The sequence below is a fragment of the Chryseobacterium sp. POE27 genome (assembly GCF_039727685.1).
Taxonomy (GTDB): domain Bacteria; phylum Bacteroidota; class Bacteroidia; order Flavobacteriales; family Weeksellaceae; genus Chryseobacterium.
This window is the reverse complement of the sequence record NZ_CP152475.1, coordinates 3,089,275-3,103,477: the sequence shown is the minus strand read 5'-3', so window position 1 is coordinate 3,103,477 and position 14,203 is coordinate 3,089,275. Positions and strand designations below refer to the sequence as shown.

Annotated in this window: 7 protein-coding genes; all 7 read right to left on the bottom strand. The window is 35.3% G+C overall.

Going from position 1 to position 14,203, the window contains the following annotated elements; translation table 11 throughout:
• Window positions 1-45 precede the first annotated feature (45 nt).
• Window positions 46-1,473: a RagB/SusD family nutrient uptake outer membrane protein gene (locus tag AAHI02_RS14695; RefSeq protein WP_346983889.1), complete on the bottom strand. Its 1,428-nt coding sequence runs from the start codon at window positions 1,471-1,473 to the stop codon at window positions 46-48.
• A 17-nt stretch (window positions 1,474-1,490) separates the two neighbouring features.
• Entirely contained in the window at window positions 1,491-4,346 is a 2,856-nt protein-coding gene (locus tag AAHI02_RS14690; protein WP_346983888.1) for a SusC/RagA family TonB-linked outer membrane protein, read from the bottom strand.
• Window positions 4,347-4,706: 360 nt separating this feature from the next.
• Entirely contained in the window at window positions 4,707-6,071 is a 1,365-nt protein-coding gene (locus AAHI02_RS14685) for a RagB/SusD family nutrient uptake outer membrane protein (RefSeq protein WP_346983887.1), read from the bottom strand.
• 20 nt (window positions 6,072-6,091) lie between these two features.
• Entirely contained in the window at window positions 6,092-8,926 is a 2,835-nt protein-coding gene (locus AAHI02_RS14680; RefSeq protein WP_346983886.1) for a SusC/RagA family TonB-linked outer membrane protein, read from the bottom strand.
• Window positions 8,927-9,239: 313 nt separating this feature from the next.
• On the bottom strand, window positions 9,240-12,260 hold the full coding sequence (gene infB / locus AAHI02_RS14675) for a translation initiation factor IF-2 (RefSeq protein WP_346983885.1): 3,021 nt from the start codon (window positions 12,258-12,260) through the stop codon (window positions 9,240-9,242).
• Between the two features lie 77 nt (window positions 12,261-12,337).
• Window positions 12,338-13,573: a transcription termination factor NusA gene (gene nusA, locus AAHI02_RS14670; protein ID WP_346983884.1), complete on the bottom strand. Its 1,236-nt coding sequence runs from the start codon at window positions 13,571-13,573 to the stop codon at window positions 12,338-12,340.
• Between the two features lie 14 nt (window positions 13,574-13,587).
• Window positions 13,588-14,055 carry a ribosome assembly cofactor RimP gene (gene rimP, locus AAHI02_RS14665; protein ID WP_346983883.1) on the bottom strand — a complete coding sequence of 156 codons (468 nt, stop codon included), beginning with the start codon at window positions 14,053-14,055 and terminating at the stop codon, window positions 13,588-13,590.
• Between the last annotated feature and the right edge of the window lie 148 nt (window positions 14,056-14,203).

Sequence of the window (14,203 nt, the reverse complement as noted above, 5' to 3'; positions counted from 1 at the left end):
CAATAATGTACGGGATCTAATAAAAATAATCAATTTAAATTGATATTAATAACCAGGAAATTGAGAAATATTAGGATTACTCAAAACTTCACCTTGAGGAATAGCAAATGCTTTAAATTGATATTTACTTGGATCAAGTGTAACTCCAGTTTGAGGATTTGTAAATCCTAAATTATTTCTTTTTAAATCTCGATATCTAAATCCTTCTAAAAATAACTCAACATCTTTCTGGAATAATATTTCTTCCAGTAAAGATTGTCCACTACCTGTAAATACATAACCTGGTACTCTGTAAGTAGAAATATATGCATTCAACTTAGCTAAAGCAGAAGTAGGATTAGTATAGTATAAAGCCTCTAATTGATTAAATATTGCTTCAGACTTTCGCATTAATATAACATCTGTACCAATTGCTGTATATTTAGCAACATCTACAGGCTTAGGATTATCTGGAAAAGCAGATAGAGATGGAGTACCAACACCTGTTAATTTATACCACGTATTTCTCCTAACATCGTTTGTTGACAGTTTATTATAAAATGCTCTCGTAGCAAAATTTTGTCTATACGTTCCACCAGAATACCAGGTTGCTATAATAGCATCATTAGAACCCGGTAAATCCTTATCATTAAATTCAAGCCTGAAAATAGTCTCAGGATTACTTCCTTCATTAGCAGTGGAAAACATAGTTGGAGCTGATGTTGTGGTAGCAATGGTAGAAAAACTACTACTCAAAACTTTTTGAGCATAAGTATCAGCCATCTCATAATTTTTTACCGCGAGATAATATCTTGAGAATAACATATCTACGGCAACATTATTTATTAATCTTTTGTCTTGATTAAGGATTTTCCCTTCAGCTGCTTTCAAATCAGCAAGAATCTGATTATAAACCTGAGCCACAGTAGCTCTAGGCAATTTTGCATTTACATCTACTTTTAAAGGCAGAGGAACACCTAATTCTTGGTTGCCATTTCCTGAAACTTCTGAAAAATGAGTCACCAAATCATAAAAAGCCATAGCCCTCACAGCATGTGCTTGTGCAAATAAACCTTCAGGCGTAGTATTGGTATTAATATCATCTTGAATTTGCCCTTCATAACTTAATACAAAATTTGCGTTTGAGACAATAAAATATAAACTGCCCCAAAGATTTGTAAAATCGCCTTGTTGCCTTACATAATATGACAAATCAGCTTGTCTTGTTCCAGCAAATCTATTAGAATTTCTAAGACTTACAAAGCTATTATCTGCCAATAATTCATTTAGTGTAGGAATTAAAGCTCCATATGAATTTGTACTTTGCATTGAATTATGCAATCCATTAACTGCAATTTCAAGAGTCTTTTCATTTGTAATACCTTGACTGAGTTCTACATTAACTTGAGGTTTCTCATCCAGAAATTCCTCACTACAAGATGTAAAAAAAGAAGTAAAAGCTAAAGAAGCAATTATATATTTAATTTTTTTCATTTGATAATTATTTATTATTAGAAATCTATAGTAAATCCTAACATATATTGTCTTAAGTTAGGTTGTGTTTGATCGTATATACCTAGATTTGAAGCAGTATAGGCAAATGCGTTTGAATTTGATTCAGGATCAAAATAAAGACTTTTATCAAAAGCATAAGTATATAAGTTGATACCTCTAGCATATACATATATGCCATTAATCCCATTAATATTAAGTGTCTTTTTAGTAAATCTATATCCAAATTCAACGTTTCTCAACCTTATGTGGTCTCCATCAAATAAATATCTTGTGGATGTTGCATTAGCATTTTTATTACCACCATATACATATTTTGGTTGAGAAGCACTTGTGTTTTCACTAGTCCAAGAATCATATAAAGCAGAAGATAATTGATTTAAATATCCATACTGTCCGCTTGAATCATAGACAAATGCCCATCTATCATATACCGAATAATTACCTTGATAATTTATTAAGAAAGATAATTTAAAATTTTTGTAATTTAATTCATTATACCAACTCCCTATATGAGTAGGTAGAGCATGCTTTCCTGTGAAAGACAACTTAGCTAACCCTGAATTATTTGTAGTTGCAGTCTTTGTGTCATCTGTGTACCAAAGTGGATCTCCATTTTTCGGGTCAACACCTGCCCATAATCTCATATAAAATTCAGTAGGATTATGTCCTGGCAACCAAGCTTTGTTTCCATCAATAATAGTTGGGCTTGTTTCCCCATTCAAATTTTTGATTCTACTATCATTATAAGAATAATTAAATTTTGTATTCCAATTCAGCCCCTCTCCATTTCCTACTCTAAATCCTAAAGTAGCTTCTAATCCTTTAGAGTAAGAGTCAGCTAAATTTTTAGTTAAAAGATTAAATCCTGTAGAAGGAGGATTTGGAACATTAAATACTTGATCACTATTATTATTCTTATAAACTTCAACTGTTCCGTAAATTAGTCCATTTTTACCGAAAGTAAAGTCTAATCCAATATTCGACTTATCTGATTTTTCCCAGTAAAGTCCCTCACTTGGAGCAACATTGGAAATAAAGCCAGCATTATTTGAAATATAAGACCCATTATAGGAATATTGGTCAATTTTTGCATATGGACCAGCCGCTTGATTTCCATTCTGCCCATAACTAGCTCTTAGTTTTAAGCTCTTAAAAAACCCCGGTAATATACCAGCCTTTCCAAAATCAAAGCTCAATCCAGTACCCCAGAAATTGCCATAATAATCTGTAAATCCAGTATAGCCATCCCTTCTAAAAGATCCGGCTACAGTTAAATATTTGTTAAAGGTATATGAAACTCGTCCCACATATCCGACCAAACTTCTAAAATCCGCACTACCTGTGATGTCAACAGCATTAGTTCCCGCATCTGCATACTTTATTCTTGTACCTGCAGGGAAACCTTGTTTTTGATATCCATAAAATTCACGCTCTGTCCTAGTAGCCTCCAATCCGACTGAAACAGAAAGATCATGTTTTTCTGCAAAAATTTTATTATAGTGTAAAAAATTATACCAATTCCATGTCAGGTAATTATTAAAATTTTTAAAAAGATTACCGTTTCCATTCGTATCTCCAAGATTTAAACCGTCACCAAAGTCTGGATTCCAATATACCAATTCATTACTTGATGTATAATCCAAGCCAAAATTAGAACTATATCTGAAATTTGGTAAAAACTGATAATCAGCACCAATACTTGTAATAATTTTATTGAAAATACCTTTTTCTAAATTTTCATTCTGAATACCTACCGGATTAAAAGTTGAATTTATATAATATAGGTTTATATTATAAGTTCCATCAGGATTGTAGATTGGCTGTGTTGGAGACATCAACCTTCCTGTAAATGTTGGATTCCCAAATGCTGATCCGTCTGCTGATCCATTTTGAACAGAGCGTGATAAGTTAATTGACATGTTCATCTTAAGCCTATCACTAGCTTTCCAGTCCGCTCTTAAAGTTCCATTATATCTATCAAATTTTGAATCTCTGGAAATTCCTTCTTGTTGCAAATATCCCATAGAGGCATAAATTGAAAAATTTCCTACACCTCCAGAATAATTTACATTGTATCTACTAAAAGCAGGATTAGATCTCCTTACAACTTTATTCCAGTCATAATTAGAAACTCCATCCCAACCATATTCAGATTTGGCTATATCATATCCATCTTGTAAAGATGGAGCTTGACCAGCATTAAATAAGCTTAAACCAAATAATTTTGTAGATTCTTCGGCATTAAGCATATTAAATTTTTCAAAAGCGACATCACCTGCACCAATTTCAGTAGTGAAATTTATATCAGATTTGCCTTTTTTTCCAGACTTGGTAGTTATTACAACAACTCCGTTAGCACCCCTAGAGCCATAGACCGCTGTTGCTACACCATCTTTTAAAACTTCTACATTTTCAATGTCTGCAGGATTGATTAGAGACAATGCATTTTGTGTAGTTAATAACCCTGATATATCTCCTGCTGGAATAGGCACTCCATCTATAATATATAATGGATTATTTCCAGAAGTCAAAGAGCCAATACCCCTAATTAAAGTAATTGAATTAGCACCTGGTTGACCGCTGCTTGCTGTAGACATAAGCCCCGCTACCTGGCCCTGCAAAGCACCTTCAATTGATACCGCAGAAGGTCTTTCCAATTGATCCGATTTTATCCTTACACTAGCTCCAGTAATTTGCTCTGCAGTTTGCTTTATACCATAAGATCCCATTACTATAACCTCTTCAATTTGCTTTTCTTTTGGAACAGTATCTCTTTTAGTTTTTTGGGCTATAACTGTTCCACCAATAAAAAACAAAACACCAGCACTCAATACACGTAATTTCACATTCATATTAACAAATTTTAATATTTATAATGGCAAATATGTTAATAAATATTAAAATATCCAAAAAATAAAAATACATAACAAACTGATAATCAAATGTATAAATTCGTAAAAACAGTATTTTTGATTAAAAATTTTATTTCATAATCGATTTTCAAGAAAAAAAATTTGTTCCAAAATTTTATTCACTAGACTTCTTTAACATAAGAAAATTATTTAGAATTATTCTAAATTTCATTATGGTTTCTTCAATAAATTAGGAGTAGTAATTTTCATATACTTTATGATTCAAAAAAATGTTAGTCTAGGCAAATAAAAAACCGCCTCGTACGAGGCGGTTTATATTATAATTTATTTTAAAAATTATTAGTTATCGTAACCAGGGTTAGATACAATTGGCGTTCCCGCAATATCAGTTTCTACTCTCGGAATAGGAAAAGCTGTTAGTCTTATATCAGTACTTGCAACAGAAGGTCTAGGAACTGGATCTCCCCATCTTAGCAAATCCCACTGTCTGAATCCTTCTCCTACTAATTCTTTAGCTCTTTCAAGTTTTAGAGTGGTCATATTTACAGATGATGCAGCAGCAAGACCTCTGTTTTGAACAATTTGATTGTAGTAAATTAGGGCTGTAGCAGCACTTCCTCCATTAAGCTCTGCTTCAACTCCATTTAGAAGAACTTCTTCATATCTAATAAGCTTAAGATTATCAGCTCCTTCCAAGCTTGGATACTTATATAAATAATATTCGCCGTCAGTAAGCTCGATTATACTCTTTCTTACATCATTATTACTGTATTGATTATACAAACCAGAACTTACCACAGTATTTCCATACCCATTATAGTTGTAAAGGTATCCCAGTGAGTTTGTACCATTAGCACCTGCAACACCTACAGCAAGTTCAAAGATGCTATTATTTTGCTTAGAAGATTTCCATGAACCCGCATAAGAAGCAGCCGGAATTACCTGATATAAATCACTATTAACGATATCTGCAACTAATGTTCTCACTTTAGCATAATCTCCTTTATAAAGATAAAATCTAGACATTAATGCTTTGGCTCCGTAAACATTTAAATATACACGATCTGTAACTCCCAAATCATACTGCTCCATCATGGCCAACCCTGTGGTAAAATCAGATTCTATCTGAGCTTCATTCTGGGCTATTGTACCTCTTGCTTGTAAAGCTTTAGGATCATATTTCAATGGAGTAACAATACCTAAACTACCACCAGTGTATTTCTGCCCGTATAATTTTAGAAGATCAAAGAAATATAATGCTCTTAATACGTAAGCCTGTCCGATATGATATCTGACAGCATCACGATCAGCTGCTGTTCCCTGAATACCGTTTACATCAGTATTAATTAAGATATTTGCTTTCGCTACAGCCGTATAAATCTGTCTGTAAGTATCTCTTGCATAAGCATCCGCAGACGTCATCTGATAATTGTATACTGTCGTAAAATATCCTGCATACAGGTTACTGTACATTTCGTCAGATCTTACTTCAGCAAATGCGGTATAATCTCTTCCGTAATAAGTTTCTGATCTCATTGATGTGTACATTCCTCTCTCGAACGACTCTACTTCAGTCAAACTTGTAAGCGGCGCCTGTTCTACATCCTGAAAAAATTTAGTTTCTACAAAGTCTTCACTACAAGAAACAATTGCAGTGGATAAACTAGCAGTTAACAATATTGTTTTTAAAATATTTAATTTCATAATATTCATCTTATTTATAATTAGAACCCTATATTAACACCTATACTATACGTCTTCAAAATAGGTAAATTCAAATTTGAAGTTCCTTCTAAGTTAATTTCCGGATCTAGTTTTAATCTATCATCAAATGTATGAGTCCAAATATTGGTTCCCATAACATAAATTTGAACAGAGTTTAATCCTGAGCCTCTCAACATTTCATTATTGAATGTATATGAAAGTCTTGCATTACCTAATCTGATATAATCACTGTCATATAAAAATCTTGTAGAGGCCTGATTTGAACGCTTGTTTCCACCATAAATTGGTTTTGGATTTGCTGCGTTCGGATTATCAGGCGTCCAGTAATCCATCTGATCTGCATATCCAGGATAGTTTAGAGTATATTGACCGTCACTCATTGTGTAATTTGCCCAATCATCATAAACCTTTCCTCCGAATCCGTAAGTAAACTGTGCATCAAGACCAAAACCTTTATAAGACATATTAATATTAGCACCTCCAAATACTTTGCTTAAGAAACTTCCTTGTACAGCCTGTTTAGCCAGATTATAATTATTAGTGGTTTCACCGTCAACACCATTTACATACCATAGAGGATCACCATTGGTAGGATCTACACCCGCCCATTTTCTAAGATACCAAGTTCTAACACCTTCTCCAACTCTTAAAGTTGTAGTTCCTGTATTAACATCCCCTCCGTACAAAGAAGTGATTTCGTTAGTTAATGTACTTAAGTTTGCTCCTAAGCTTAAATTGAACTCATCTCTTGTTCCTGTAAAGATATCACCATTCACTGAAAACTCAAAACCTTTGTTTACAAGATCACCGACATTATCTACATAGCTTGCTAATCCTTGCGCTGAAGATAATGGAATATTATAAATTAAATCTTCAGTCTTTTTATTATAGTACTCTGCACTAACAGTTAATCTGTTCTTAAAGAATCCGAAATCAAGTCCAACGTTGAAAGGTTTAATAGTTTCCCATTGTAAATTCGGGTTATAAAATCCTTTATAAGTAGCAGCAGCCAAATCATCATAATTTGTCGAGTAAGAATAAGTAGCATACGGAACTGCAAAAATCTGATTTCCTACTTTACCATAAGATGCTCTGAACTTTAAACTTGAAATTTCGTCCACTTCTCTAATAAAATCCAGCTTAGCTAAATCTATCCCTAAACCTGCAGACCAGAAATTACCTCCTTTTTGCCCTGGTGTAAAGTAAGATAAAACGTCTCTTCTGTATGATGCATCAAGTAAAATTAACTTTTGAAAGTCATAATGTCCAGTTAAAGCATATCCATATCTGCTATTTTGAGATTTTGTTCCGGCAATAGACTGCATTTTAACAAAGTTGGAAATTGTTGTCAGTGACAGGCTACCTACTGCAGATGCATTTGCTGTTAAATCTCTGAAATCAGATTTGTAAGCTTCTTGAATTGCTGAGAAATCAAAGTTATGTTTTTCTGCAAGGCTAAAGTTATAACTTAAGATATTCTGTACGTTGAAATTAAAATATCTTCTGGTTCCTGAAACAGCCAGTCCATTGTAATTGGTTCCATCACCATGGAGTGGACTTCTGTACTCATCTTCTTCAATATTTATATATTCTGGAGCGAATACAAATCTATATTTCAAATTTTTCAAAATATCATACTCAGCATATAAGTTACCAAAAACTCTTGCTGTTTTACCAACTTGAGAATTGTAATCTAATAATGCCGCATTATTAAAAAGACCGTTTGATGTTCTTCCGTTCGCACCCCAATAGTAGCTTCCGCCTGCTCTATAAAGAGGATCGGTAGGTCTTAAAAAATATTCTCCTAAAATAGGATTTGCAAAACCTCCACCATTTGGCAATGTATTAATCTTGCTATAGGACATTTGAAGATTCGTTCCGAATCTAAACTTATCCGTAGCTTTTATATCAAGCTTATTTGTAAAAGTTAGTCTGTTAAATGATGAATTTTTAATAATACTATTTTGATCAAAATAGTTAATTGAGTTATAGTATGATATTTGTTCATTTCCTCCAGACATACTTACATCTGCATTCTGAACATATGCACCTCCTTTATGAGATACGGCATCTCTCCAATTTGTGTCTCCTCCTGTATTATAGATAGCAGCAGCCGAAGCACCGAGCGCTCCACCCGCTAACGCATCTTTTGTATCTTCAATAGTACCCAACTGAGGATACCTGTTCAAAACCTGAACAGCTACTAAATCCTGATATTGCTGAGCACTTAGGCCTCTATACCCCTCTACAGCCCTATCACTTACCCCATGGTTAAAGCTTAAATTAAATCTTGGCTTTCCTCTTTTTCCAGATTTCGTTGTAATAATAATTACCCCGGCACCAGCATCTGCACCGTAAACAGCAGTAGAAACAGCATCTTTAAGTACCGTAACACTTTCAATATCATTCGGGTTCATGCTTGCAAGAATATTGGAAGAAGTACTGTTCCCAGTCAGGTCTCCAGAAGCAACCCTTACACCATCTACAACATAAATAGGAGTAACACCTCCGTTAATAGAAGCAACCCCTCTAACTCTTACAGAAGCAAACCCACCAGGCTGACCTGAAGCAGCTCCCGTTTGCACACCAGTTACTCTACCCTGAAGTAATTTATCCACAGAAGCTACAGGAATATCTTCAATAGCCTTAGCTTTCATTGTAGACGTTGAACCGGTAATTTCTTGAACTGCTCTTTTTTGACCGAATCCAACCATAACAACTTCTTCAATCTGAGTCTCGTTAGCAGCCGTGTCTGTTTTAGTTTTTTGCGCAAAAGCAGCTTGTCCTAAGAAGAACAAAGCTCCCACACTTAATACACGTAATTTCACATTCATATTAACAAATTTTAATATTTTTAAAAAAAGTAAACAAATATGTTAATAAATTTTAACATCAGCAATTTTTATATTTAAATATTTCATAACTACATAACCTTATGCCCATCTATTGCCATAAAATAAAGCTATTTCATTATGCTATTATGCATATGATTATTGTTTTAAATTCATAAACAATATTGAATTAAAAATTTTAACATATATGGAGTAATTACGAAAATTCAATTTAGAATCATTCTAAATTTATATTCATCACAAAAAAAACCGCTTTTTTGAAAAGCGGGTTAATTATAATGTAGAAAGTAATACTTTACTTCAACTTCTTCTTCACAGCAACCTCCTCATACACCTCAAGAATATCTCCAACTTCAATGTCATTATATCCTTTAAGGTTAAGTCCACATTCGTAGCCTTTTGTTACTTCTTTTACGTCGTCTTTGAAACGTTTTAAACTCTCAAGTTCTCCTTCGAATTTAACAATACCATCTCTCAATAGACGTATTTTTGATTGTCTTGTAACCTTACCGGTAAGAACCATACAACCGGCAATTGTTCCTACTTTAGAAATCTTAAATACTTCACGGATTTCAACGTTACCAATCACCTGCTCCTGGATCTCCGGAGATAGCATTCCTTCCATCGCTTCTTTTACCTCATCAATTGCTTTATAGATTACAGAATATGTTCTGATCTCAATTTCTTCACGGTCAGCAAGATCTTTTGCATTAGCACCAGCCCTAACATTGAAACCAATGATAATAGCATCAGAAGCCGCAGCAAGGTTGATATCGGATTCTGTGATCTGTCCTACACCTGAGTGAAGAATTTTCACACTGATCTCCTCTGTTGATAATCTCTGTAGCTGATCAGAAAGTGCTTCTACAGAACCATCTACGTCACCTTTAAGGATGATATTCAATTCCTTAAATTCACCTAAAGCAATACGTCTTCCTAATTCCTCAAGCGTTGTATGTTTTTTAGTTCTGATCGACAATTCTCTCTGAAGCTGCTCTCTCTTATTGGCAATAGCCTTACCTTCACTTTCATCAGCATATACACGGAATTTATCTCCCGCCGTAGGCGCCCCGTCCAGACCTAAGATCGTTGCAGGAATTGAAGGTCCCGCTTCTTCAAGATTTTTACCTCTTTCATCAAGTAAAGCTTTTACTTTACCGTGGTTTTTACCGGCTACTACATAATCACCAACTTTTAAAGTTCCGGATTGCACCAACATAGTTGCTACATAACCTCTTCCTTTATCTAGTGATGCTTCAATAACAACTCCATTTGCAGAACGTGCAGGGTTAGCTTTCAATTCTAACATTTCTGCCTGTAATAATACTTTTTCCAATAAAAGATCAATATTATTACCCATTTTAGCTGAAATCTCCTGAGCCTGAACATTTCCTCCCCATTCTTCCACTAAAACCGGTGGGTTTAAGCCTGAAAGTTGCTGACGAATATTGTCCGGATTTGCATTAGGTTTATCAACCTTATTGATCGCAATAATCATTGGTACCTGCGCAGCCTGAGCATGAGCAATCGCTTCTTTTGTCTGAGGCATCACATCGTCATCAGCAGCAATTACAATAATTGCAATATCGGTGATTTGTGCACCCCTCGCTCTCATTGCGGTAAAGGCTTCGTGACCAGGGGTATCCAGGAATGTAATTCTCTGACCATTTTCCAGTTTCACATTATAAGCCCCGATATGCTGGGTAATACCACCGGATTCTCCTGCAATAACGTTAGTTTTTCTGATATAATCCAATAATGAGGTTTTACCGTGGTCAACGTGTCCCATTACGGTAACTACCGGCGCTCTTGATACTAAATTTTCTTCATTGTCGATCTCGTCCTCAGCTTCTGTTTCTTCAAGATCTGCATCAGAGAATTCAATTTTATATCCGAATTCATCAGCCACTAATAATAAAGTATCAGCTTCAAGTCTCTGATTCATGGTAACCATTACCCCTAATGAGAAACAAGCTGAAATTACTTCTGTAGGAGATACGTTCATTAAACTTGCCAATTCGCCTACTGTGATGAATTCCGTTACTTTTAATGTTCTGTCTGCTGCATCAATTTCCTGCTGACGTTCGTCTTGTTCTCTACGGAAGTTTCTCTTATCCTTTCTGTGTTTCGCAGATTTTGATTTACCTCCTTTATTGGTTAATTTTTCAAGGGTTTCCTTGATCTGATTTTTCACCTGCTCATCTGTAAGCTCAACAGGCATTGTTCTTTGTCCGGGTCTGTTGTTTCCAAATCGGTTTCCACCTTGTCCTGGTGGACGGTTACCCTGCCCTGGAGGACGATTGCCCTGGTTATTGTTTCCAAAACGGTTTCCGCCTTGTCCGGCACCTTGTCCCTGAGGACGGTTTTGACCACCCTGGCTGTTGTTTCCGAAGCGGTTTCCACCCTGGCTACCTTGGCCTTGGGGACGGTTTTGACCACCTGGTCCACCCTGACCTTGAGGACGGTTTTGTCCACCCTGATTATTTCCGCCTTGTTGATTGTTGTTTCCTCCCTGCTGGTTCTGACCTCCGGGTTTCTCAATTCTTTTTCTCTTCTTTTTAGCACCCGCGCCTTGTTTAGGGGCAAACTGTGTTAAATCGATTTTCTCACCAACAATTTTGGGACCGTCAAGTTTTTGGTAAACGGTTTCAATCTTCTGAGATTCATGAGGTTCATCCGGAGTATTTATCATTGTTACTTTCACTTCATCCGGTTTAGCTTCAGGTACGGGCACTTCTGCAACAGGTTTTGGAGTTTCTTTTACAGACTCCACTGCAGCTGGTTTTTCAACAGGCTTTTCTTCTGCTTTTTTATCCTCCACTTTTGGTTTGTCTTTTTTTACGGGCCTGTTTCTGGACTCGATCTGGGACAAATCTATTTTATCCAGGACTTTGAATTCCTGTTTTTCAGGAGTTGCTTTCACTTCAGGTGCAACTTCTTCTTTTTTCTCTTCCACCACAGGTTCCGGTTTCGGAGCAGAAGTTTCTTCTACTTCAGGTTTCTTAGGCTCTAAGTCTATTTTACCTAAAATTTTAGTTTCCGGTTTGTTTGCTTTAGCTCTTATTACTTCAGGGGTTTTCTTTTCCTCAATTTCCAGTTTTTCTTCCGGAACCTTGGTGATCACCACCTCATGGGACGCTTTACGCTGTTCGCCGTCCTTGGCAAACTCAGCCTCCAATGCAGAATATGCCGCTTCTTCTAATTGAGCGTTAGGATTGCTTTCAACCTCGATACCCTTAGCTTGTAAAAATTCCACTAATCTGGACATCGAAATATTGAATTCCTTAACCGCTTTATTTAATCTTATTTTTGGCATCTATATTATTTACTGTTTTTTAATTCTTAAAATTAAAGTATTTCTTTTTTACTGTTTATTAAAATTTAATTAAAATCTTAATCTTCAAATTCTTCTCTCAGAATACGTTTCACTTCTTCAATGGTTTCTTCTTCAAGATCTACCATATTTAATAAACTCTCAGTTTCCTTATCCAGAACCGATTTTGCAGTCGTAAGACCCACTTTTTTGAATTCATCAATAATCCACTGATCAATATCATCATTGAATTCTCTTAGTTCAACATCATCATCTTCGCTGGCTTCTCTGTGTACATCAATCTCATAACCTGTCAACCAAGAAGCAAGTCTGATATTTTGTCCCTGCTTTCCGATCACTTTCGAGATCTCTTCAACAGGCGTATAAACCAAAGCGTATGTACTGTTTTCATTGATATCAATTTTGTTGATCGTAACATTTCCTAATGCTCTTTTCACCAAAATTTCAGGATTTTTCGACCACTGAATAACATCAATGTTTTCATTTCTCAGCTCTCTTACGACGCCATGAATTCTGGATCCTTTCACACCAACACAAGCTCCTACCGGATCAATTCTGTCATCGTAAGCATCAACGGCAATTTTCGCCTTCTCACCAGGAATTCTCACTACTTTTTTCAGCATAATCGTTCCGTCCTGAATTTCAGGAATTTCCAACTCAAGTAATTTCTCAAGGAATTTAGGTGCAGTTCTGGAAATAATAATCTGCGGCTTTGAACCTTTGAAATCTACCGTTTCCACAATAGCTCTGATGTTTTCACCTTTTTTAAAGAAATCGGATGGAATCTGATTTTCTTTAGGTAAGATAAATTCATTCCCTTCATCATCCAGCAAAATTACGTGTTTGTGACGGATATGGTGAATTTCTCCCACAACAATCTCTCCGATTCTGTCTTTAAACTGCTCATACAACATGGCATTGTTGTGTTCCTGCAATTTCGTAGCCAAAATCTGTTTCAAAGTAAGGATATTTCTTCTTCCCAACTGTGCAACAGGAATTTCCATTGTAAAATCTTCACCAACTTCGAAAGTAGGGTCAATCTTTTTAGCTTCAGAGATTTCGATTTCCAGATCATCATCTTCAGACATTTCATCCTCAACGATCGTTTTATTTAAAAATATCTGAAAATCTCCTTTATCAGGGTTCACAATCACATCAAAATGATCATCAGAATCGTATCTTTTTCTCAAAAGTGTCTTCAGTGAATCTTCAATAATCGCCATAAGATCAATCTTACTGATCCCTTTTTCGTCTTTAAAATCACCAAAGGATTCAATCAACGCTATATTGTCCATTTATTCTTTTTCTTTTAAAATTTAATTGTTACTAATGCTTTTTTAATCTCAGAGTAAAAGATTTCCTTTTCCTCTTCCACATCAACTTTTCCTTTACCGATATCTTTTGGTTTTCGGTAACGAAGTATCAGTGTGATTTTCTCTTCATCTACTTTTGCCAGCTCACCTTCAATTTTAGTAGAGTCATTCAACAATACTTCAATTTCTCTTCCGAGGTTTTTGGCAAACTGTCTCGGAGTTACCAGAGGCTCGCTTAATCCGGCAGACATTACCTGAAGGCTGAAATCATGCTCTTCGCGATCCATATTAAATTCTATGGCGCGGCTTGCATCAAGACAGTCCTGCAGAGAAACTCCGTTATCACCATCCAAAATCACCGTAATATCATCCCCGGCAGAGATTTTAAGATCTATAAGAAACAGATCTGTTCTCGTTTCCAGGAACTCATTTAATAATTCTTCAATTCTTTTTCTAAACTCCATACGTTATTTAAAATACTGATTTACCCGTACGAAAAAAAGGCTTTCTTCCGAAGGCCTTTGCATGTTTACCGTAAATCCACTGCAAATATACGAATATTTATTAAAAAAGCAAAATAACTTATTATCAACAGGATAAGTTATTTATTAT